This window comes from Wolbachia endosymbiont (group B) of Protocalliphora azurea (assembly GCF_947251865.1).
Classification (GTDB): domain Bacteria; phylum Pseudomonadota; class Alphaproteobacteria; order Rickettsiales; family Anaplasmataceae; genus Wolbachia.
Window position 1 is genome coordinate 331257 of record NZ_OX366394.1, and the last position, 23481, is coordinate 354737.

Below are 23481 nucleotides of genomic sequence, written 5' to 3' on the forward strand. Positions count from 1 at the left end.
CAATATGACAAAAATAGTTGAAAATACATTTGGAACAGAAAATGTTTATTCTGAATGCGATGACTGCCAGTCAGTTTTAAGCCCAGCAGCTTATTTCGTTAAGCTTATGGAAACTGTTGAAAAATACATTAAACCCAACACACTGAATTCACGACGTCCTGATTTGGAGAATATTAAATTAGACTGTGATAATACTAATAAGGAAAAACTATATCTGGAAGTTGCCAATCAGATAATGGAGGAGAAGCTCAAAAAAGAATCAAAAGGAAACATACTACAAAAATTAGCAACAGCTAAGTATCCATTTAATTTACCAGCTAACTTTCCCTTAATTGGTATACGTGCTTATCTTAAGGAGCATGAAATAAGTTTAGCAGAGATGTATAAAATACTAATAAAAGATGCTGACACAACTGCAGAATCCTTACATCTTTCACCAGAAGCTTATCAAATAATCATTTCTACAGAGAAAACAGAATCTCATTTAAAAGAAGTATATGGAGTTGATAATTTAGAAGGACTAGCAAAAGTTGATTTATTTATTGCTAAAGCTAATATAAGTTATGATGAATTAGAGTTATTGCTTGATAGTTATAACAAAATTAAAAAACTTGCTGATTCGGCAAAACTAACAATTAAAGATAAAACTATCAATAATATTGATAATAATGCGTTGGGATTTTTACACCGTTTTATTCGTCTGGCAGTACAACTTGATTGGTCATTTACTGAGTTAGGCCAAATTTTATTAATTATCGATAAAAATGAAATTAATGCTGATACTATAAAGTTAATAGCGGCAGTTAAGAATCTGCAAAATAAATTAAAACAACCTTTGAACAAAATATCCGAACTTTGTTATTCCTCAGTTGATTTTTTTGTTACTAATAAAGTTCCCGAAGAATTTCGAGAGCTGTTAAAAAAAGACTATCAACAGTTTCAGGACATAATAGATGCTAATGTCAAAATCAGCAGCACATTACAAGATATTTTAAAAGTTGATGGTAATGAGTTATCCTATTTAGTTAATTATAATGATACTAAAGATAAGTCTAAATCTTCCGGAAACTTGAGGTTTTTAAGAATATATAAGCAAGTTTCATTAGCAAAAGTAGTAGGCATACCAATATTGGAGCTTATTAAATTTTTATCACAATTACAAATTACTGAACTAAATTTTACAAATATAGAACACGTAATTGAATTAAACGACTGGTTGAAAAAGTACTCAATCACTATTGCACAACTAAATGATCTGCTCAATCCTCCTATTTCTTTTCAAGAACAAGTAAGTAAAATAGAGGAAGAAATAGAAAGGCAATCTCAATCATCAGAGCTTTCAAGAGAAGAACTTCTTTATAACATAATATCTCAATATGTAGAAGTACAAACAGATCTATTCAATGCTATTTATGAATTTACTAAAAAGTATAAAGGATCTAAGGTACCAGTAAAACCACTCCTACAAAATATTGCTATATTTAAAGCCTTAAAATTATCAGCAGAAGACGTCAATAATATTACAAAACATGGTGACTTTTATGGGATAGTTTCAAATTGGTCATTAGAACAGATTAAAACTATCGTAAGCTATAAGGTTCTAACAGATCAATTTTCTAATAACGATATTACCTTTTCAAAGTATACAGATTGGTTACGTGGAACAGACTATAAAGAAAGTGAAGTTATAGAGAAGATAGAATCACTCACTAACTGGAACAGGAATACGCTGAAAAAGATAAAGGAGATAGAAATATTTAAAGAAAATTTCACTAAAGAAAAAAACTCTATAGAATCTTTAACAAAAATTAAGCTTGTTATGGATGTAGTAACCGAATCTGGAATTAATGACGTAGCTTTATTAGAATTAAGAGATTTATATAATTTAAAAGTAAAGGATGAAAGTGATTGGAGAAAATATAATGATACTCTAGGTAACTTAGAATTATCAGGAAATGACGAAGTTAAAGAAAGAGTGAAAAAATATTTAGCCGAGCAAAAACGTGATATTCTAGCAAGATATTTAGTACACATACTCAAGATTAAAGATATGCGAGAATTATATTCGCATTTATTGATAGATGTTGAAATGAGTGATTGCTCAAAGATATCACCTTTAAAAGCAGCACTAAACAGTGTGCAACTATATATTCACCGCTCTATAATGGGCTTAGAAAAAGATGTCACTATTGATAAAGAGCTAAATGAGGAGAAATGGAAATGGCTATCGAGTTATCGAGAATGGGAAGCAATCAGTAAGATAAACTTATATCCTGAAAATTATTTAAATCCTACTTTACAGAAGATAATAAGCCCAGAATATAAAACACTACAAAACACCTTAATGCAAGGAAATATTACAGATGAAGCAGTAAGCAATGGATACCTCAAGTATTTTGAAGATTTCGAAGGAGTTTCAACTTTAAAAATAGTAGATAGTTATTTTGAAGAAGTAGAGGATAAAATTTTTGGAGCAAAAAAAGATACTCTGTATATTATAGGACGGACAATTGCCCAGCCATACAACTATTACTACCGCACAGCAGTCTTCGATAAAGATAACGAAAAATTTGTCTATTGGACTGCCTGGGAAAAAATTGAGTCAGCAATTCCAGCAAAAACTGTAACGCCAATTTATGCATTCAATAGACTATTTATTTTTTGGTTACAACAAGTTACGAAGAAAGAAAGTGAAAAGGGCAAGCAAGATGATTTATCTGATAAAATTTATGCAACAATCAATTATATCTTTCAGAAACCAAGTGGCAGTTGGTCAGCACCACATGAGTTAGCAAGTAGTATTAAAATAGATAAAGCTGAGGAAAAAAATAAATTACACTGGAAAAAAGTGGCAGCTTTTTATCTAAGAGAGAAAGAAGGAGAAGAGGGACGTATTATAATTTTAATGGGTGAAATGAAAGAGGATGAAACTTTCAATTTATTTACCCTAGATGAGGATCTAACTGTCGAAAATAGGAATGGGAAATTTGCTGATTTTTCTTTAGAAGGAGAGCGCTACTCCTGTGCTATAGATAAGGATAAAAAAGATCAACTTTTTCTGAGATTGACCAAAAATATTTTTAAAAGTAATGCTACCAATCAAATTGATAGTGATAATGAAAATAATTTTATTCCAGGTGAAACAAAACTGCTTGGGGATTTTAAAATCTCTCTAGCTCAGCAAGTAATGAACAAACCAGGATGGTTCATTATTGAAGGAAATCTTAAAGGTGAAAACGTCCATGAGTCATTTCTATTGTTTACCAATAAGGCATATGACTTGAGTAGAATTAGTGAAAAATCAACCTATGAAATTATTGATCAAAAGAAATTAGAATGTAAATATAACAGTCCGGCTCCAAAGATGCCAATAGAAGATGTCTCATTTACATTTGTGAGATTAAATATTACTGGTAATGTCCGTGAATTACGTAAAAAAGCTTATTTAGGTAATCCTAAGAGGGTTTTAACTTTAGATTCACAAAAGTTTGAACAACTTAAATTTAACAGATTTGAGCCAACCGCAAAAGTGAGTCATCCACCAGGCAATACTCTAGATTTTAATGGTGCTTATGGTATTTACCTGTGGGAAATATTCTATCACATACCAACACTGATTGCTTGGCATTTAAATCAAGAACAAGATTTTTCTATAGCACAGAAGTGGTATCAATATATTCTAGATCCTAATAACACCGAACAGCCGTGGCAGTTTTTACCTTTTATTCAAGGGAAAAACATTATAGATTATTTAAAAGACTCTCAGACAAAAACGGAGTTAGAAATAGATCCATATGATCCATATATTATTGCAAAGCAAAATATAGAATCATTTAAAAAGTACATCATAATTTCTTATGTAGACAATCTAATTGACTGGGGGAATATGCTCTTTGCTAAAGGATCATGGGAAGGATTAAATCAAGCTACTATGATATATATTAGAGCTTGGGATTTACTTGGACCTAAACCCATTAAAAATGGTAAACATGAAACTATTGCTAAAAGCTTTAAAGAATTAAAAGGCTTAAGTATAGCTCAAATGGAAGCAAAATTACCAGCTAGTGCTCAAAATATACAAATACCTTATAAAAGACGATCCATTAATGAAATTATTAATATTACAAAATATGATGATTATTTCTGCACGCCTCCAAATAAAGAGTTTATCGACTTATGGAATAGAATTGAAGACGAGCTTTATAAAATAAGACATTGTTTAGATAGGACTGGAAAAAGTTCAGTATTACCTTTGTTTGACTCACCAATAGATCCCAATCAAAGAGTTGCTGAAACTAGTAGTGGTAATAATATCGAAATACCTGGTCAGTCTATACCACATTACCGATTTAGTTACATGATTTCTTATGCTAAATCAATAGTGGAAACTGTAATTCAATTTGGTAACGAGTTATTAAGTGTACTTGAGAAAAAAGATACTGAAACACTAGCTGTCCTTTACAACAAACAAGAAGGAATAATGGCTAATCTCATTACATCAATTAAAGAAAAAATTATAGAAGCTTTAAAAAAGGAGAAAGATGGACTGAATGAAAGTCTACTAAATGCTAAGAATCGTCAATCACACTATGAAAGACTAATTATCAATGATTTGTCAGCTGGCGAAAAAGAAGCAATAGCACTCTCTAGCACAGCGATTGATGTAAGAACAGGGGTTGCGGTTACCAGAGGAGTTGCTGCTGCTGCACACTTGATACCTACAGTCTACGGTCTTGCCGTAGGAGCTTTTCAACCAGGTAATGCTATCGAAGTAGGAGCGAATATAGCTGAATCAGCAGCAATGATTTTAAATGAAAAAGCACAAATAGCTTATACTACGGAGAACTACAGAAGACGTGCTGAAGATTGGGAGTTGCAAAAGGCTATGGCTTCTTACGATACAGAGCAGATTAACTATCAAATAGAAGCAAATAAAATTTATCAAGAGAATGCTATACAAGATCTTAAAGTCCATAAAAAATCAATAGAACAAATTAAGGAAAAAGAAGAGTTCTTTAGAAGTAAGTTTACTAATCGGGAGTTGTATAATTGGATGAGGGGACAGATAGCACGTGTGTACTTTCAAGCTTATAAAATGGCATTGGAAGTTGCTGTGCAAGCAGAAAAAGCTTATCAATATGAACTTAACAATAATAAGTCATATATCACAGCTAACTCTTGGAATAGTATGAAAGAAGGACTGCTTGCTGGAAACAACTTAAAGTTTCAACTTGAAGAAATGATAAAGAACTATAACAATGATAATAAAAGAGCTCTTGAAATCACTAAAGTAATTTCTTTAAAACAAATGGATCCTTTGGCACTTCATGAACTCAAAAATAAAGGCAGTTGTAAGTTTAGTTTTACAGAAAAATTGTTTGATCTAGACTTTCCTGGTCATTATTGTCGTAAGATAAAGAACATAAGAATTACTGTTCCTGCAGTAGTTGGTCCTTATGAAAATATTCATGCCAGCTTGCAGCAAACAAGTAATAAGGTAGTACTTAAAGATGATATTAATGCAATAAAGTTCTTGTTAGGGGAAAAAGGTATTAATCAACCAGACAGTAATGTCCTAAGAACAGATTTTAAACCGAACCAGCAAATAGCGATATCAAAAGGAGATCAAGATAGTGGATTATTTGAACTTAACTTTAACGATGAACGTTATTTGCCTTTTGAAGGTACAGGAGTGGTTTCTGATTGGGAATTAAATCTTCCTCAAGGAACTAATAGGTTTAATGTTAGTACTATCTCTGATGTGATAATACATGTTGATTATACAGCATTTGATGGAGGAAAAGGATTCAGACAAGATGTACAGAACCTTTCTACACTCAAACGCATATCTGAAATGTTGCTTTTAAATCTCAGTGTAGCTTATCCTGATACCTGGGAGAAATTTAAGCAAAAATACGATGAATTAACATTTAAACCATCTGCTGAGATCTTTCCTACTTACGTTAAGAACCCAGAAATTGGCGATAGCATTTATGTTTTTCCTACACCACAGGCTCCTAATATGAAAATAACAGTAAATAGCTGTAATTGGGATCCAAAGTCGTACAAGATCAATATAGACAAATCTTCTATTAAGCTTGATAGCGATTGGAAGCTCAAAGCAGCTGGTACTAGTTCAATCGACGAAATAACAATTATTATTCCTTACACAGGAGAAATCAATTGGAGTTAGAAAAAATAGCCTACTGATTATTCCGTATAAGAAGTCAGTAGGCTTCAAAATAAAGCTAGCTTAATTTTTTATATTGCTGCCTGCCTTACATAAGCTTCCTAACTCGCGTTGAATTAACAGAAACATCTTCTAGATAGTTGTTGGGCTTATTACTCTGCAAGTTAAAACTTCTTTGCTGTTCTGTATGACTAGAACTTGGCAATGTATCATCTGCATCCTTATGATAATCTACGTTTAACCTGTTATTAAAGGCAGCCATAAATTCATTACATTTCTTTGAATTTAATTTAGCTGCTTGCTCACCAGTGCAAGCTTTCTCTATATACAAACTTAAAAACTCAGGTACCTCATTAAGTTTATTACTAGCAACCTTAGTATAAATTCCTTTGTACACCTCTAAAAAATCAATATCCAACAAGCGTATTGGTATACGACTCTCTCTTGCCGCGTGTTTCACTGCTTTCTCAAATGCATGATTAATACTCAATGTATAACCTAATATTTGTTGTTCAGAAGGACCTTCAACTTTAGTAGAAATATATTTTTGCCCAGTAAATTTTCTTACAATCACATCCAGTAGTGATATTGTACTATTAAGGTCAACCTGTGATGGATGAAGAGCTATTGCATTATTTTGACTATTATAGCCATAAGCTAACTGCGGGGTTTTTTCAATCTTAACGTTATAAGAGTTGCCAACAAGTAGGGCATCTCTTGAACTTAGAGAATTAGATAAATGGCTTGTTGGGCTTTTAACTTTAGTAGGGTAACTAAGTGAATGCTGAACATCACGACGTCTACGACTAGCGCTCTTTGCTTGTAGAAAGTCTATAACACTTTTACAATCCTTACTTTCTTGTCTCTTAGCAAGATCCAAGGGCGTTCTACCTTTGTCATTTTTAGCATTAACATTAGCTCCTTTCTCATCTACGAGGTACTTTACTACGTTCAAGTGACAGTTATCAGCAGCTACATGTAAGACTGTATTGCCATAATTATTCTTGACACTAATAATATCAGGCTTTTTATCCACAAAAATTTTAACTATCTCTAACTTGCCATTTTCAGCAGCAACATGTATTGGCATGTTGCCGTCATTATTAGATTTAGCGTAGATATCTACATCTTTGTTATCTATAAGAAATCGAACTACACCTGTATTACCCTCTCGAGCAGCTATATGTAAAGGTGTAAAACCTAGGTCACTTTTAGAATTAACTTCAGCGCCACTCTGTATAAGTAGTCTGGACACTTCCGAATTATTATTTTTAGCAGCATAGTGTAGAGGTGTCCAACAACTCCCGCTTTTAGCATTAATTGTAGCGTTCTTGCTTATAAGGTATTCAACTGCTGGATCGCTATTACTTTCAGCAGCATAGTGTAATAGTACTCTATTATCATCATCTTTCGTATTAACATTATCACCGTTTATGAAAAGCTCCATAGCCTTCTTTGGACTATTTGCAGCAACGTACTGCAGAAGTGGGATTCCAGATGATTTAGCTGATTTTTCAGTAAGAAACCTTGCTATCTCGAGCTTATCCCGATTAAGAGCAACGATTAAAGGAGTATACCCATTATAGTCTTTAGCATTAACATCAGCTTTATTCTCTACAAGCTTTTCTACTATATTTAAGATACCTTTTTCAGCAGCTAAGTGCAGAGGAGTAGAGCCATTACTATTTTTAGCATTAACATTTGCCCCTTCCTCTAAAAGAGCCTTAACTTTATTATAGTCACCTGTTATTACAGCATCAAATAACATATCATCTTTTGTTGGAGAAGTTGGTGTTGGAGAAGTTGGTGTTGGAGAAGTTGGGTTGAATTCATTCTCGCATGTAGGATCATCCCAGCATGTATCAGTAATAGGATCACATCTAGTATGACTATCTTTACAATTAGCAACATCACGCTTACTACGATTAATAATTAAATTTTTCATTCTTTGCCCCTTGCTTAAACTACATTTACTTATAATAATAACTTTTCACCTCAAGCCACTTTAACCATACTAAAATATTTCTGAAAAGCAACATGTTATTTTATTACAAAAAACTATTAATTCTCTTTTCCTAAATTTCTAGACTTTTTGCATAACTGAGGAAATGATACCAAAAGCAATATCAATGAAGGTATGCAAATTGAACAAATAAGTAAACTCGATGAAGAGGATTTTAGAAGATTAACAGGAGTAAAAAGAAAAACATTTGAAAAAATAATAGAAATTATAATGGAAGAAGAGACTAAGAAATGGAGAATTAACTAGAGCATTTGTACCTTCTGCAACGATTTTATTATTACTTAAGTCAAGCTTAATAAGTTTTACTAAACACGTTGAACTAGCCAAAATTATTCTCGCTCTTTCACTATCAATGTAGCTCTTGGATAAAATGAGCTGCGTAATGTCTGAATCTTGCAAAAAATTTATTCATTCTTTTATGTCTAAATCATCTAAACACAAAGCATTATCTTTAATATAATCATTCAGATTTAACATATCATGCCTCTTAATTTTTCCCAAACCAACATATTCTACAGGTGGGTAAAGCACTTTATTTGATATGTAGTCAATTAACCAGCAATTTAGGAAAAGAGAATGAATATTTTTTTTAGCAAAGCACTTTAATAGAGGGGTTGCTTTGCAAAAATATTTTAGTATGATTAAAGTGGCTATATAATAAGATTAAAAGGAGGCGAAATGAGTTTAGATGATGAGCTATTCAGCGCTATAAGAGAAGATAACTATGATAAGGTTAAAGCTCTTGTAGAAAAAGGTGCTAGTGTTAATGCTAAAGGTAAAGATGGATATACTCCCCTACACACCGCTGCTAGGTGGGGCAGCTTGAGTGTAGTAAAATACCTTACAGAAAAAGGGGCTGATGTTAATGACAAAGGTAAAGATGGATATACTCCCTTGCACAGTGGTGCTCAGGCTGGAAAGGTAAATATAGTAAGGTATCTCATAGAAAAAGGGGCTGATGTTAAGGCTGTGGCTAATGATGGGTACAATTTCGTACATACCGCGATTAGATGGGGGAGATTAAATATAGTAAGATATCTTGTAGAAGAAAGAGGGTTTAATGTTAAAGAAGCTGATGATGGGTATAACCCTTTGCACACTGCTGTTATGCTTGATGACTTAGATGAAGTAAAACGTTTAGTAGAGAAAGGTGCTAACGTTAATGCTAAAGATAATAATGGATATACTCCGTTAAATTTAGCTGTTGCTCTTGCTTCTGATAATGCTTTAAATATAGCAAAGTATCTCATAGAAAAAGGTGCTGATGTTAGTATTAAAGATAATGGTGGGTCTACCCCTCTGCACAATGCTGTTAACCGGGCTAGCTTGGATATAATAAAGTTTCTTATACAAAAAAACGCTAATGTTAATGCTAAAGATAATAATGGATGTACTCCCTTGTACAATGCTGCCTATCAACGTACCCTTGATATAGTAGAGTATCTCATAGAAAAAGGGGCTAATGTTAATATTAAGGATAATGGTGGACGTGCTGTCTTGCATGGTGCTGCCCATGGTGGTATGCTAGATTTAGTACAGTACCTTATAGAAAAAAAAGGAGCTGATGTTAATGTTAAAGATAATCATTACAAAGTACCATTACATTACGCTGCTGAAAATAATCTTGATTCAAAAGTAGTTGAATTCCTTCTGAGCAAGGGCGTCTCGGTTGATGCTAAAGATAAGAGTGAGTGGACACCTCTACACTATTCCGTTAAGAATGATAGATTGAGCGTACCTAGATTTCTCGTAGAGAAGGGTGCTAATGTTAATTCTAAAAGTGACCTAGGTTTTACACCTTTACATATAGCTGCTCAAGAAGGTAGTTCAGCTGTGGCTAAAGTTCTTGTAGATACTCCAGATATCGATATCTATGCTAAATCTAATAATGACGGCAACATGCCAATACATGTTGCTGCTGAAAATGGTAAGTTAGAGATAGTTAAAATCTTTGTGGATAAAAAGCCTGATATTATTAATATCAAGAATAATTATGGCAATACAGTCTTACATGTAGCTGCTGATAACTGTCACTTGAACGTAGTAAAGTACCTCGTAGATGAGAAGGGAGCTAATGTTAATGCTAAAAATAAAAAAGACAGAACGCCTTTGGATCTTGCTAAGAGACAAGAAAGTAAGGATTGCAAAAGTGTTATAGAATTCCTACAAGGAAAGAGCGCTAGTCGTAGACGTCGTGATGTTCAGCATTCACTCAGTTACCCTACTAAAGTTAAAAGCCCAACAAGCCATTTATCTAATTCTCTAAGTTCAAGAGATGCCCTACTTGTTGGCAACTCTTATAACGTTAAGGTTGAAAAAACCCCGCAGTTAGCTTATGACTATAATAGTCAAAATAATGCAGCAGCTTTTTATCCATCACAGGTTGACCTTAATAGTACAATATCACTACTGGATGTGATTGTAAGAAAATTTACTGGGCAAAAATATATTTCTACTAAAGTTGAAGGTCCTTCTGAACAGCAAATATTAGGTTATACATTAAGTATTAATCATGCATTTGAAAAAGCGGTGAAATACGCGGCAAGAGAGAGTCGTATACCAATACGCTTGTTGGATATTGATTTTTTAGAGGTGTACAAAGGAATTTATACTAAGGTTGCTAGCAATAAACTTAATGAGGTACCTGAGTTTTTAAGTTTGTATATAAAGAAAGCTTGCACTGGTGAGCAAGCAGCTAAATTAAATTCAAAAAAATGTAATGAATTTATAGTTGCCTTTAATAACAGGTTAAACGTAGATTATTATAAGGATGCAGATGATACATTGCCAAGTTCTAGTCATACAGAACAGCAAAGAAGTTTTAACTTGCAGAGTAATAAGCCTAACAACTATCTAGAAGATGTTTCTATTAATTCAACGCGAGTTAGGAAGCTTATGTAACATAAAAGCTAGTTTTTGGTAACCGTTCACGCAATGGCGTCAACTTAAGGAAAAATATCAGCGATAGTGTATAAAATTTCTCTCTAAAATTTTTATCATTAAATTACCCAAAAGCTGCAATAAACAGCACGTTTGTTTCTGTTTTATTTCAGGGAATGTTCAAAAAAGTGTGTCAAACCGAGAAATAAAAATAAAATAGAAACAAAAAATAGAGGTTTGATATATGAGTTACAAAATAGAAAATGGAACGACTGGCCTAGTAGATTACAAAGAGCTGGAAGCAAATATACTGTCATCAATAAGGGAAGGTAAACCATTGATGGGGAGAGATGGAGCATTAACACCATTTGTAAAAAGGCTGCTGGAAGCAAGTCTAGAAGGTGAAATAGAGCATCATTTATCTAATGAAAGAGAAGAAAAGAATCGAAGAAACGGAAAGAATGGCAAAACTTTGAAGACGAGTGCAGGTTCATTTGAACTATTGACACCAAGAGATAGAGAGGGAAGTTTCGAACCACAGATAGTGAAAAAAAAAGGCAAACAACAGAACTTGAAACAAAGGTCTTGAACATGTTTGCAAGCGGTGTGGGATACAGGGATATAGCATCCTATGTGGAAGAAATCTATGACCATAAAATATCTGCAGCAGAGATATCTGGAATTACAGATAAATTACTGCCTATAATCAATGAATGGAGGAGTCGTCCCCTACAATCAGTATACCCGATAGTATTTATGGATGGGATGTTTTTTAAGGTCAAAGAGAATGGACATTGCATAAGTAAATGCATGTACAATATATTAGGAATAGACCAAAATGGCAGAAAAGAAGTACTGGGTTTTTACTTAGCAGAAAGTGAGGGAGCTAACTTCTGGCTAGGCGTATTAAATGACTTAAAAGAGAGAGGAGTAGAAGACATTTTGATAGCTTGTGTTGACGGTCTAAAAAGCTTCCCTACAGCTATAAATAGCGTATTTCCCAATGCTGAGGTACAGTTATGCATTGTGCACCAAATAAGAAATTCACTAAAATACGTATCCAGCAAAGATATAAAAGTTTTTATGAATGATTTGAAAAAAATATACCGTGCTACAGGTAGAGAAATCGCCGAAAATTATTTACTTGAACTGGAGGAAAAATGGGGTGAAAAATATCCTTTAGTCATAAAATCGTGGCAAAACAATTGGGAAAATTTGTCTAGTTATTTTAAGTATTCTGGCCCTGTTAGAAGGCTAATTTATACCACCAATCCAATTGAGGGGTTGCACAGACAAATCAGAAAATTTACTAAAACCAAAGGTTCATTTACCAGTACAAATGCCTTGTACAAATTGGTATATTGTGCTATAAAAAAGATAGAGTAAAAATGGGCTATGGCTTTGCCTAATTGGGCTCTAACTATATCTCAACTTGATATCTTTTTTCCTGATAGGTTAAAAATTGAGTTGAACTAAAAATTCGCTTTGACACACTTTTTTGAACATTCCCCAAAAAAGCACAGGAATTTGGCTACATCTTAGTTCAAAAAGATGAACTGGTTGAGGGAGTTTCTTAGAAGCGTTTTCTGCTACAACCTTTTCTTGCACTACCTTATCTCTGTGAACGGTTGCAATTATTTTAGAAAAGTTTATAAATTACTAACTTAATATATAAAATAGTTTTTTTTCATCTTCTTTTTTCCTTATTCTACTTTTCCTTAACTTGACGCAATGGTTTATTGAAAACTTCTTCATGTTATGAAAATATCCAGGTATTTGTACTTTAAAACCTGTATTATTTGTGAGCAAGAGCCTTAATCACTAAATGAACAATGTCACGCAGAGTTTCATCCTCAATTTTTCTATATTCCCTCACTAGCCTTGATATTTCTTCGCTGCCTACATCGCTATGGAAGGCCTTATCATGTAAGTCTTCAGAGGCTTTGGTAAAAAAATACGACATATCAACCGATAGTACTTCTGCTAATTTATATAACCTATCAACTACAAGCCTAATCTCTCCGCTTTCATATCCTTGTACATGCTGAAATGAAATTTCAAGCTTTTTTCCTAAGTCTCTTTGACTAAAACCACACATTAGCCTTCTTTTCCTTATTCTTTCCCCTATTTGTTTATTGATAGGATGTTGTATAGTCATTTTACGTATCAGGTAATATTAACTATGTATTATCACTTTGAGAAAAAGATTTTACCAATATATAAACTGCACTACGTAACCTTTTGCTCTTAATTTCGTTATATCCTTTGACTAACTTTAGTATTTCTTCATCATAAGCTTCATGTGAGTCAGTATGCATATCAGTAAAAAAGTTAGCAACATCTATCGATAGTGCTTTTGCTAAATCATATAATCTACTGGCCAAAACACAATTTGAACCATTTTCGTACTTTTGTATCTGTCTATACGAAACACCTATTCTCTTTCCCAATTCGGTCTGTGTCAAAGAACGATCTAACCTAAGTTGTTTTATTTTTTTACCTAATTGCACTTTTCACCTCTTATTCAAATTTACAACAAATTTTATGAAAAAGCTAGCAAAGTAATTGCTTTAATAATTTCTGCCTCTCGCTAATTAAATCGTTTGGCCTTACGTATTTTTTCTCAATTTCCCTCATCTCTTTTTCTCGTTCTGCAATGCTATTTCGTATTACTTCAGCCGAGTATCTGCTTTTGCCACATGCAAACTCTGATCTTAATCTTCTAACCTTATATTCGAGCTCAACAAATCTTTCATGCTGCTCAAGAAGCTCTATCATGTGTTTGATTTCAGAATTCAGCTTTTTTTCCTCAACATCTTTCACAATAAAAGAAAGCAGAAGCTTATCTATTTGGTAATCAATATTTGGTTGGGTAGCAAACAGATTGATCATAGCTTTTACATCAGTAGGATTTGCAACTAATAAGCTAAAATTACTACATAAAAAACTATAGAACTTTATCGTCTTCACAAGATAATTTTTCATATCTTGTGATAATTGCAATTCTTTGTGAATTCCTGATAACGATATTTTTAATTCTTCCAAATATTTCGTATCAAAATTACTTACTTTTTCAGGTACAAGAATCATGAGCAGCTTTTTTATGAGCTCAACATCATTTGACTTAACTGCATTATAAAGAGCTTTATCCTTATCTTTTTTTAAATCATAAAGCTCTGATGAGTTATCTATACTGAATAAATAGTTTGCTACGTCAGTGTTTCCTTGAGGAGAATAGATCAGAATATCCAATTCTCTTAGCGGGTGGTCATCATTAAACTTTTCTAGTAACTGCTTATCGGTAGTTTCCTCTATTGCTAAAGCAGCTTTACTGATCTTTTTCAGTTCAGAAACATTATCTCTTGAATTTTCAAGTATGTCTTTAGCCTTGTCTAGCAGCTGCTCATATAGAATTATTTTTTCTTCATTATCAAGTAGCTGACAATGCTTCTTCAACTTTTCAGTGGAGTAAGACAAGAGATCCATTTCTTTCAGTTTTACAATCACAATACCCAACTTTTATTGAAATTGAAATAATTTTTACAAGATGTGTTTTTCTAGTGTAAATGCCCGTAAAACTTGTTATTATAATATACAGTAAATTAATAAGTCGTATAATATTAACAATTAAATAATATTTATCACGATATGATCGAATAGTAATTAGATTAAGTGAGAGTTACAATGAAAAAAATAAATAGTAAAAGATTGTCTAGTAAAATGTTAAAAGCGGTAGAGCGAATAGCAAAAGAAGGATTATTGCCTAATTTAATAAAAGCTGCTCCAACAGCGAATAAAAAGATTAGTAAATTACCTGTCTTAACATATCCTGAGAAGCTCAATCCATTTCGATCAGCTTTATGCAGGACAAGACTAAGTGAATATGAAAATATGAAACTAAATGAATTCCTGGAAAAAGCTATTGCAGCTAAAAATATAAACGAGTTAAGTAAAGTTATCGATGAAGCTTTGGACTTAGGAATAAGAATAAATGCTGCCAATGAAGATGGCTTTAGCTTCGCTAACGTTACAATGTTTAAGATTTATCGTGATGAATTCAAAGGAAATAAACAAGAAGATATAATCAGGAAGTTAGCCTTAAATGGAGCAGAATTTAATGTACAAGTTGATAAGAAAATAACTGAAAAAGTGCAAAAAGAAATTGAGCCACAAATATATAATCTACTCAAAAAGCTCAGGGAAGTTGGAGAGAACGCTACTATAGAAGGGACTGTTGAAAATGTAGAAATCGATAATAAGACCTTCTATATTGAATTTTCACATAGCTGCATAGTTGATGTTGCAAAAGTTATAGAAGGTGCAAAAAACTTGGGCCTGAGCAAGGGAGATTTAAATCTTGGTGGCAATATCCTAAAAATAGGTGATGGTGAAGTTGAAGTGAAAACTGGAAAAGATGGAAAAAGAGACTACGTGGATATATCGGATAACAGCGCTTTTACACTACCGACAATGTTGCAAAAAACATAAAAATAAAACTAGAGAAAACCATTTCTCGAAAACTTCTGTGTCCAGAACCAAGAGTCCGATTTACTTATAGCGCTAATAATCAATTAACCATCGGCTTTAAGGAATGATATGAACATATTATTTCAAGGAAAAGTCATGAGAAACAAGAGATTAGCTATCCAAATTAGCTGTAGCTATGAACCTAATCGGTTAGCAGAACAATGCTTATCAGATGCTTATGAAAAGGTAGTGTCAAAGGAAATAAGTCAAAAAAACTTAAAACATAAAAATGGGATTCAAGGAGGGTCAAATGGTAACAGTATGTTTATATGCGAGAGTTTCTTCGGGGAAACAAGTAGAAGGAAATACGATAGAAAGTCAAATTGCAGCTTTAGAGAAGCAAATTAATCTGGACGGATACAGATTGTTAAGTGAGTATAAATTTATTGATAACGGCTACAGTGGATCTCATTTAGTCCGCCCTGATTTAGAAAAATTACGTGATAAAGTAACAGAAGGTAAAATTGATAAGATTTACATTCATTCTCCTGATCGTTTATCTAGAAAATATGCATATCAAATGGTGCTGATTGAAGAATTTGAAAAAGCAGGAGCAAAAGTGGTTTTTTTAAATTATGAGATTAACGGTAACCCAGAATCTCAATTACTGTTACAAATGCAAGGTATGATAGCAGAATATGAACGTGCGAAAATTATGGAACGAAGTCGTCGTGGTAAAATCTATGCAGCTAACAAAGGCTATGTAAATGTAATGGGAGGAGCTCCTTATGGTTATCGTTATATAGATAAGCATATGGGAGGAGGACAAGCTTTATTTGAGATTAACGAAAAAGAAGCTGATGTCGTTCGTAAAGTATTTTTGTGGATAGGCAGAGAAAGAACAAGTATTGGGGAAGTATGTCGTCGGCTAAATACTATGTCCATTAAGACACAAAAAGGAAAAGAACGCTGGAATAAAGGTACAATTTGGAGTATGTTGAAAAACCCTGCTTACAAAGGACAAGCAGCTTTTGGTAGAAGAAGGTTAGGAGTAAGATTAAAGCAAGTAAGACCACAGAAAGGCTCTTGTGAGCAGCCAAAAAGTAACCACTCTGTCTATCCTGTTGAAAAAGCAAATTGGATTTATATTAAAGTGCCAAATATAGTAGATGAAGATATATTTGATATTGTTCAAGAACAATTAGCTGAAAATAGAAAAGTAGCAAGGACAAGAAAAAGAGGAGCAAAGTACTTACTACAAGGTTTAGTCATATGTAAGCGTTGTAATTACGGATGTTACGGAACTTGCATGAGAAGTAGACGAGAAGAAGAAGGTGGTCATTATGCATATTACCGTTGTAGTGGTAAAGATTCTTACCGTTTTGGTGGTAATAAGATTTGTGACAATAAACCCATTCGCTCAGATGCATTAGAAACAGCTGTGTGGGAAGAGGTTAAGCAGTTATTGAAAAATCCAAACAGGATTTTAGAAGAATACAAGCGTAGGCTTTCAGAACTAAAAAAATCATCATTGGATCAAAAAAGTGACCTGCTAGAGAAACAAGAAAATAAATTAAAACGTGGTATTGCTAGACTTATCGATAGTTATGCTCAAGAATATATCAATCAAGAGGAATTTGAACCACGAATTAAAGCAATGAAACAAAGCTTAAAAACAATTAAAGAAGAGAAGAAAAAGATATTTTATCAAAAGGAATTAGAACAGGAGGTAACTCTGGTTGTGGCCAATTTAGAAGACTTTTCTTCCAATATTACGTTAAACCTTGATAACGCAGACTGGTTAACTAAACGTGATATTATCAGAACATTGGTCAAGAGAATTGAAATTAACCTTGAGGACGTAAATGTGGTATTTCGCGTAAAAGAGCTACCGAACTCTTCTGGACATAATGGAAAGGAAAATAAAAATTTGCAACATTGTCGTAGGTGTATTTACAGTAACACTTTGTACTAGTCTAGGAGAGCTAAATTTAATGGTATATCACGATACAGAAGACTATCATCAAGTACAAGTTGAGGTGGAAGATGAAGAAATGTGGAATGAATTGCAAGAAATAGGAGAAATCATAGGACAGGGTTGTTTATTTGGTGGAATGTCTGTTAAAGAAGCAGTAGAAAGAGGCAGTTTTACTAGGTGTGGAAGGTGGGGTGACCAAAATTCTAAAAGTAGTGAGACCTTTTCTTGGGTGAATAAATTAAAAGACAACAAAACGACATCCGTAGGACGTTCTTGATTGGAGACAAGTGGCTATGTTTCACATAGCTACTTGTATATCAGAAATAAATGGTTAACTATTACAAAGTAAAGTGGTTTTTAAAACTTAATCTAATTTACCATAAATAATTTACTTTAATTAGTATTGCTTGTAGAAGTGTTTTATATTATAAAAAATACCTGAACTTTAAAATTTGTACTATTTGTTAGCAAGAGCCTTTGGGAACGTTCAAAAAAGTGTGTCAAGCCGCATTTTTAGTTCAACTCAATTTTCAATCTATCTGGAAAGAAAATATCAAGTTGAGACATAGTTAAAGCCCAATTAGGGAGAGCCATAATCCACCTTTGCTCTACCTTTTTTATAGCACAATATACCTGTTTGTACAAGGCATTTGTACTAGTAAATGAACCCTTAGTTTTAGTAAATTTCCTGATTTGTCTATGCAACCCCTCAATTGGATTAGTGGTGTAAATCAGCTTCCTAACTGGCCCAGAATACTTAAAATAACTGGATAAGTTTTCCCAATTGTTCTGCCAGGATTTTATAACTAAAGGATACTTTTCTCCCCATTTTTCTTCCAGCTCAAGCAGATAATTCTCAGCAATTTCTTTACTTGAAGCACGATATATTTTTTTCAGATCATTCATGAAAACTTTTACATCTTTACTGGATACATATTTCAGAGAATTTCTTATTTGGTGTACTATACATAGCTGCACTTCTGCACTGGGAAATACACTGTTGATGGCTGCAGGAAAGCTTTTTAGCCCATCTACACATGCAATCAGAATATCTTCTACTCCTCTTTCTTTGAGGTCATTTAAAACTCCCAACCAGAAGTTAGCTCCCTCACTTTCAGCCAGATAAAAACCTAATACTTCTTTTCTGCCATTTTGATTTATACCCAATATATTATACATGCATTTACTTACGCAATGTCCGTCCTCCTTGACCTTAAAAAACATGCCATCCATGAACACTATTGGATACACTGATTGCAATGGACGGCTGCGCCATTCATTGATTATTGGTAGCAGTTTATCAGTAATATTGGATATCTCTGCTGCTGATATTTTATGGTCATATATTTCCTCAACGTGTGAAGCTATGTCTCTGTATCCCATGCCACTGGCGTATGTACTTAAGACCTTTGCTTCAAGTTCTGGATGTAGGCTTGTTTGCCTTTTTTTGACTATTTGCGGTTCAAAGCTTCCTTCTCTGTCTCTTGGTGTTAATAGTTCAAATGAGCCTGAACTTGTACGTAAAGTTTTTGCATTCCTTCCATTTCTTCGGTTATTTTCTTCACTTTTAGCTGACATGTGGCTTTCTATTTCACCTTCCAGACTTGCCTCTAGCAGCCTTTTTATAAACGGTGTTAATGCTCCATCTCTTCCTGTCAATGGTCTTCCTTCTCGTATAGATGACAGGATATTTGTTTCTAATTCTTTATAATCTACCAAACCAGTAGTTCTATTTGCTTGACTCATATCAAACCTCCATTTTTTATATCAATTTATTACTTTTTTTTCGGTTTGACACACTTTTTTGAACATTCCCAGAGCCTTTATCACTGAATGCACAATATCACGCAATGTTTCATCTTTAATTTTTCTATATTCTCTTACTAATCTTGATATTTCTTCGCTGCCCACATCGCTACGGAAGGCCTTATCATGCAAGTATTCAGAGGCTTTGGTAAAAAAATATGACATATCAACAGACAAAGCTTCTGCCAAATTATACAATCTATCAACTACAAGCCTTACCTCTCCAGTTTCATATCCTTGTATATGCTGAAATGAAATTCCAAGCTTTTTTCCTAAGTCCCTTTGGCTAAAACCACATATTAGCCTTCTTTTCCTTATCCTTTCACCTATTTGCTTATCGATAGGATGTTGTACGGTCATTTTACGTATCAGATAATATACTTTGAGAAAAAGATTTTACCAATATATAAACTACACTACGTAACCTTTTGCTCTTAATTTTGTTATATCCTTTGACTAGTTTTAGTATTTCTTCATCATAAGCTTCATGTGAGTCAGTATGCATACCAGTAAAGAAATCAGCAACATCAATTGATAGGGCTTTTGCTAAGTCATATAGCCTACTGGCTAAAATGCAATTTGAACCATTTTCGTACCTTTGTATCTGTCTATATGAAACACCTATTCTTTTTCCTAATTCAGTTTGTGTCAAACCACAGTATAACCTAAGTTCCTTTATTTTTTTACCTAATTCCACCTTTTACTACTAATTCTAGCTGTTCAAGCTTATATTGAATTTTTTAATTTATGAAGTGAAAAAAAGAAGGAAAGCTAGAGAACTTTCCTTCCGGGTTACAGATTACAATAAGCCACTGTCATAAAAACTAAAGTGGCTCTTCTGTGTTACGATTATATGATCTATCAATTTCATTCCTACATTTTCGCAGGTTGCAGCTAATGTGAGTGTGTTATCCTCATCCTCCTTTGATGGTTCTATATCTCCGCTTGGATGATTATGTGAAATTGCAACAGATGATGCGTCAATCAGTAATCCCTGTTTTATTATTGCCCTCACATATAGAGGTACTCTATCTATAGTTCCACAATCTTGAATATACTCATATATTAAATGACCACTTCGATCTAAGTATACCACTCGTAAGCTTTCTTTTCGTGACTGCCCTATTGCTGCTTTAAAGTATTTTAATAGCTCTTCTCTATTATCAAGAATCGACAGCTTTTTTAACTTACCTTTCAATATCCTATCAAAAATCTCTTTCAGACAAAAGATATTTGCTATTGCTCCATCATTCATTCCTGTAACATTTTTTAGTTCATGAAAGTCAGCATTAATTACCCTTCCTAAACTACTAAAGAGCTCCATTAACTTTTTGGCAACTTCTCTTCCTTCTGTGTATGCAGATAGATTACGTTCCAGTAGCTCATGGTCAAGCAAAGACCTACCTCTGCTTGATAGAATACGAGTTTCTAATTTCTCTTTTCTCTCACTATTATTCATAAAAACCTCCAAGATCAACATTATATACAAATTCAACGCCAGCTTTCTGACGCAGTAGTTCTCGAGGAATAACCCTTTTGAACTCTAAATTTGCAATGTTGTCCTTGTTGCTTTAAAAGCTGGAATACCATTTGCCATGTGAATTTGTGCATTAACATTTACTGTGCTGGTTCCCTGAAGAGCAACGGTATTTATATTTGCAATCATACTATATTATATAAAGTTATTAATATAATATATTGACAAAGTAACGAAGTAAACAGTAGCTGTTAAAAGTGGTTTAATTTAGCAAAAAAGTGTAGTACTCTATCACTTTGCTGATTATATATGTTTATAAGAATAATCGCTTTTCTTTTGCTATATTCAAGCGCAGTTTTCTGTAGTGATTGTAACTTTAACTTACCATATCGTGGGCTCAGTTGTGATTTGGATCTATCATATAGAAATTTAAGTAATATAAAGAAATTATTGAATAACAACGATAAGTTCGTTGCACTTACGTTTGATGATGGTCCATCTTATAATAGATCAGGAGATATTATTAATATTCTGGAGAGCAATAAAACAAAAGCGACATTTTTTGTGCTTGGTGGACGTATAAATAAAAAAACATATGAGATAGTAAAGAAAATCCATGAAGCAGGTCATGAGTTAGGCAATCACTCTTGGTCGCATAGGAAGTTGACATCACTTTCAAGTGAGGAGCAATTGCAAGAACTGGAAAAGACAAATATAGCAATTAAAAATGTAACAGAACAGAGTGTAAAATGGTTTCGTCCACCATATGGATGTCATAACGATAATTTGATCAAAAATACTAATCGATTAAATATGTATTCCATATTATGGACAGTTGATTCTCTGGACTGGCAAGGCGATAAATCAGAAATTCTGGTTGAAAGAGTTTTAAGCAATGTACATAATGGAGCGATTATATTGTTCCATGATCACGATAACAAATCAAATACAGTTGAAGCTTTACCTCAGATTATTGAAATACTAAAAAAATCGGGTTACAAACTTGTTACCTTAAGTGAGTGGGAAGAAAGGGTTTGTGATGTAGTGAAAGCTAGAAATGTGCCAATAAAAGGAGGATGAGTGCGTTCTAAAGGAATTCTATGTGGACAAAAAACAAGGTCTTCAACCGTAGGTTATTCATATTAGGTGGTATTCAGCTTACTATTTCTGCTATTTTTAGTTGTAGGTTGTATACTTTACAAGTACGAGATAGACAAAAATATGAAGTGCTATCCAATAATAATAGGATAAAAGTTGTTACTATTGTGCCTAAACGAGGCAGGATTTTGGATAGGAATAGCGTTGAACTTGCAGTAAACAAAATTTCGTATATTGTTTTGTTTGATGGGCAAAAAACCTTTACTAGGGAAGTTGATTTCCAGATGTTATCAGAAATTAAACCTGATGCAACAAAATCATCAGATACAAAAGTAACTGCTCTTTATAAACGTTATTACCCGTTTGGTTCGATATGTTCTCATATAATCGGATATACAAAAAGACAGCAAGACATAAATGAAGCAGGGGTTAGTGGAATTGAATATACATATGATCATGTATTAAAAGGCAAGACCGGAAAATCTGAGCAGGAAATAAATTCTAAGAAGCGTATCATGAGAGAGTTATCTAGCATACCGCAGCAAGATGGACAAGATATACAGCTGACAATTGATGTTGATTTACAGAAGAAAATTGCAGAGATATTTAAAGATCACCAAGGTTCCACAGTGGTAATTGATGTAAATAACGGAGAAATTTTAGCATTATATAATTCACCTTCTTACGATAATAATCTTTTCACTAGCAGATTATCAAATGAAACTTGGAAAAATTTAAACAATCCTTCATTACCGCTTGTAAACCGTGCATTATCATATCAAATTCCACCTGGTTCAATATTTAAAATAATAGATGCGCTTGCGGGTTTAAAAGATGGAATAATAACACCAGAAGAAAAGTTCTCGTGTAGGGGCTATATGAAAATAGGTGAACGAAAATTTCGTTGCCTAAAAAGCAAAGTCCATGGATATGTATCTTTAAACGAGGCAATGGCCTTCTCATGCAACACTTACTTTTATAATATAGGAAAAAAAATAAATGTAGATTCTCTACTAGAAATGGCTAGCAAATTTGGTATAGGAAGTGGACCATTAATTGGAATGTTTAAGGAAGAAGCTCCGGGATTGTTGCCTGATGTGGATTGGCGTGCACGCAAGCTATATTCAGAGTGGTATTTAGGTGATACCATTAACTTAGTTATAGGACAAGGGTATTTACTTACAACGCCATTACAGCTTGCAGTTCTTGCAGCGAGGGTTGCAACAGGAAAGGAGGTAATTCCCCACATTGAGATGAGTAAATCAGGGCAAGACTTTCTTGATATTGATGTGAATCATGAGCATCTTAGTGTGGTTCGAAAAGCTATGTTTGACGTGGTGAATTCTAACTATAGAAAAGGACTAGGCAGTATACAAATTGCTGGCAAAACCGGAACACCAGAGATAAACTCTAAAGGTGAAAGTCATAAATTGTTTATCGCTTATGGCCCCTACCATGATCCGCGCTATGCAATCTCAGTGTTTATAGAACATGGTAAAACTCCACGCCAAGATGTTGCAATTGCTAGTGAGATATTGCAATATATGCTTGAAAAATGAACT

The 23481-nt window shown here is 33.4% G+C and carries 16 protein-coding genes and 2 pseudogenes; 9 read left to right on the forward strand and 9 right to left on the reverse strand.

The window, feature by feature from the left end; genetic code table 11:
- The first annotated feature begins 4 nt into the window (after positions 1 to 4).
- Positions 5 to 6193 carry a Tc toxin subunit A-related protein gene (locus tag OPR35_RS01545; protein WP_265024933.1) on the forward strand — a complete coding sequence of 2063 codons (6189 nt, stop codon included), beginning with the start codon at positions 5 to 7 and terminating at the stop codon, positions 6191 to 6193.
- An 85-nt stretch (positions 6194 to 6278) separates the two neighbouring features.
- On the opposite strand, the gene OPR35_RS01550 is transcribed toward OPR35_RS01545, so the two are convergent.
- A complete protein-coding gene (locus OPR35_RS01550; protein ID WP_265024934.1) occupies positions 6279 to 8135 on the reverse strand; it encodes an ankyrin repeat domain-containing protein in 1857 nt (618 codons plus the stop codon).
- A 192-nt stretch (positions 8136 to 8327) separates the two neighbouring features.
- Between OPR35_RS01550 and OPR35_RS01555 the strand changes: the two are divergent.
- From OPR35_RS01555 to OPR35_RS01565, 3 genes and pseudogenes are all read left to right on the forward strand, one after another.
- Positions 8328 to 8444: pseudogene (locus OPR35_RS01555) on the forward strand (IS5/IS1182 family transposase); the annotation flags it as partial.
- 447 nt (positions 8445 to 8891) lie between these two features.
- Positions 8892 to 11114, forward strand: coding sequence for an ankyrin repeat domain-containing protein (locus OPR35_RS01560; RefSeq protein WP_265024935.1), 2223 nt, complete (start codon positions 8892 to 8894; stop codon positions 11112 to 11114).
- 223 nt (positions 11115 to 11337) lie between these two features.
- Positions 11338 to 12569 (forward strand): annotated as a pseudogene (locus OPR35_RS01565) (IS256 family transposase).
- Between the two features lie 319 nt (positions 12570 to 12888).
- On the opposite strand, the gene OPR35_RS01570 reads toward OPR35_RS01565, so the two are convergent.
- Genes OPR35_RS01570 through OPR35_RS01580 form a run of 3 tightly spaced genes read right to left on the reverse strand, consistent with a single transcriptional unit; the run spans position 12889 to position 14579 of the window.
- The gene (locus OPR35_RS01570; RefSeq protein WP_262986609.1) at positions 12889 to 13251 is read right to left on the reverse strand and encodes a helix-turn-helix domain-containing protein; all 363 of its coding nucleotides are present in this window, start codon (positions 13249 to 13251) and stop codon (positions 12889 to 12891) included.
- 22 nt (positions 13252 to 13273) lie between these two features.
- A complete protein-coding gene (locus OPR35_RS01575) occupies positions 13274 to 13603 on the reverse strand; it encodes a helix-turn-helix domain-containing protein (protein ID WP_262986608.1) in 330 nt (109 codons plus the stop codon).
- 43 nt (positions 13604 to 13646) lie between these two features.
- Complete coding sequence (locus OPR35_RS01580) at positions 13647 to 14579, reverse strand: hypothetical protein (protein WP_265024936.1); 933 nt, start codon at positions 14577 to 14579, stop codon at positions 13647 to 13649.
- A gap of 198 nt (positions 14580 to 14777) precedes the next feature.
- Here OPR35_RS01580 and OPR35_RS01585 point away from each other — a divergent pair, with 198 nt between their 5' ends.
- From OPR35_RS01585 to OPR35_RS01595, 3 genes are all read left to right on the forward strand, one after another.
- Positions 14778 to 15581 carry a hypothetical protein gene (locus tag OPR35_RS01585; RefSeq protein ID WP_265024937.1) on the forward strand — a complete coding sequence of 268 codons (804 nt, stop codon included), beginning with the start codon at positions 14778 to 14780 and terminating at the stop codon, positions 15579 to 15581.
- 268 nt (positions 15582 to 15849) lie between these two features.
- Complete coding sequence (locus tag OPR35_RS01590) at positions 15850 to 17535, forward strand: recombinase family protein (RefSeq protein WP_265024938.1); 1686 nt, start codon at positions 15850 to 15852, stop codon at positions 17533 to 17535.
- Entirely contained in the window at positions 17471 to 17815 is a 345-nt protein-coding gene (locus tag OPR35_RS01595; protein ID WP_265024939.1) for a hypothetical protein, read from the forward strand. Before OPR35_RS01590 ends, OPR35_RS01595 begins: the two co-directional genes overlap by 65 nt.
- Before the next feature lie 236 nt (positions 17816 to 18051).
- Here the strand turns inward: OPR35_RS01595 and OPR35_RS01600 are convergent, their stop codons facing one another.
- From OPR35_RS01600 to OPR35_RS01620, 5 genes are all read right to left on the reverse strand, one after another.
- Complete coding sequence (locus OPR35_RS01600) at positions 18052 to 19284, reverse strand: IS256 family transposase (protein WP_265024688.1); 1233 nt, start codon at positions 19282 to 19284, stop codon at positions 18052 to 18054.
- A 21-nt stretch (positions 19285 to 19305) separates the two neighbouring features.
- Complete coding sequence (locus OPR35_RS01605; protein WP_265024940.1) at positions 19306 to 19704, reverse strand: helix-turn-helix domain-containing protein; 399 nt, start codon at positions 19702 to 19704, stop codon at positions 19306 to 19308.
- Between the two features lies 1 nt (position 19705).
- A complete protein-coding gene (locus tag OPR35_RS01610; RefSeq protein WP_213864000.1) occupies positions 19706 to 20041 on the reverse strand; it encodes a helix-turn-helix domain-containing protein in 336 nt (111 codons plus the stop codon).
- A 102-nt stretch (positions 20042 to 20143) separates the two neighbouring features.
- A complete protein-coding gene (locus tag OPR35_RS01615; RefSeq protein ID WP_213864001.1) occupies positions 20144 to 20803 on the reverse strand; it encodes a JAB domain-containing protein in 660 nt (219 codons plus the stop codon).
- A gap of 84 nt (positions 20804 to 20887) precedes the next feature.
- Entirely contained in the window at positions 20888 to 21010 is a 123-nt protein-coding gene (locus OPR35_RS01620) for a hypothetical protein (RefSeq protein ID WP_264337643.1), read from the reverse strand.
- Between the two features lie 120 nt (positions 21011 to 21130).
- Between OPR35_RS01620 and OPR35_RS01625 the strand changes: the two genes are divergently transcribed.
- Both OPR35_RS01625 and OPR35_RS01630 read left to right on the forward strand, forming a co-directional pair.
- Complete coding sequence (locus OPR35_RS01625) at positions 21131 to 21901, forward strand: polysaccharide deacetylase family protein (RefSeq protein ID WP_265024941.1); 771 nt, start codon at positions 21131 to 21133, stop codon at positions 21899 to 21901.
- 20 nt (positions 21902 to 21921) lie between these two features.
- On the forward strand, positions 21922 to 23478 hold the full coding sequence (locus OPR35_RS01630; RefSeq protein ID WP_264376915.1) for a penicillin-binding transpeptidase domain-containing protein: 1557 nt from the start codon (positions 21922 to 21924) through the stop codon (positions 23476 to 23478).
- Positions 23479 to 23481 lie beyond the last annotated feature (3 nt).

What these genes read in the sequence shown, in the direction of transcription:
- OPR35_RS01545 (WP_265024933.1), top strand. Translation starts at nt 5, where the DNA reads ATGACAAAAATAGTTGAAAATACATTTGGAACAGAAAATGTTTATTCT.
- OPR35_RS01550 (WP_265024934.1), bottom strand. Translation starts at nt 8,135, where the DNA reads ATGAAAAATTTAATTATTAATCGTAGTAAGCGTGATGTTGCTAATTGT.
- OPR35_RS01560 (WP_265024935.1), top strand. Translation starts at nt 8,892, where the DNA reads ATGAGTTTAGATGATGAGCTATTCAGCGCTATAAGAGAAGATAACTAT.
- OPR35_RS01570 (WP_262986609.1), bottom strand. Translation starts at nt 13,251, where the DNA reads ATGACTATACAACATCCTATCAATAAACAAATAGGGGAAAGAATAAGG.
- OPR35_RS01580 (WP_265024936.1), bottom strand. Translation starts at nt 14,579, where the DNA reads ATGGATCTCTTGTCTTACTCCACTGAAAAGTTGAAGAAGCATTGTCAG.
- OPR35_RS01585 (WP_265024937.1), top strand. Translation starts at nt 14,778, where the DNA reads ATGAAAAAAATAAATAGTAAAAGATTGTCTAGTAAAATGTTAAAAGCG.
- OPR35_RS01590 (WP_265024938.1), top strand. Translation starts at nt 15,850, where the DNA reads ATGGGATTCAAGGAGGGTCAAATGGTAACAGTATGTTTATATGCGAGA.
- OPR35_RS01595 (WP_265024939.1), top strand. Translation starts at nt 17,471, where the DNA reads ATGGAAAGGAAAATAAAAATTTGCAACATTGTCGTAGGTGTATTTACA.
- OPR35_RS01600 (WP_265024688.1), bottom strand. Translation starts at nt 19,284, where the DNA reads ATGAGTCAAGCAAATAGAACTACTGGTTTGGTAGATTATAAAGAATTA.
- OPR35_RS01605 (WP_265024940.1), bottom strand. Translation starts at nt 19,704, where the DNA reads ATGACCGTACAACATCCTATCGATAAGCAAATAGGTGAAAGGATAAGG.
- OPR35_RS01615 (WP_213864001.1), bottom strand. Translation starts at nt 20,803, where the DNA reads ATGAATAATAGTGAGAGAAAAGAGAAATTAGAAACTCGTATTCTATCA.
- OPR35_RS01620 (WP_264337643.1), bottom strand. Translation starts at nt 21,010, where the DNA reads ATGATTGCAAATATAAATACCGTTGCTCTTCAGGGAACCAGCACAGTA.
- OPR35_RS01625 (WP_265024941.1), top strand. Translation starts at nt 21,131, where the DNA reads ATGTTTATAAGAATAATCGCTTTTCTTTTGCTATATTCAAGCGCAGTT.
- OPR35_RS01630 (WP_264376915.1), top strand. Translation starts at nt 21,922, where the DNA reads ATGTGGACAAAAAACAAGGTCTTCAACCGTAGGTTATTCATATTAGGT.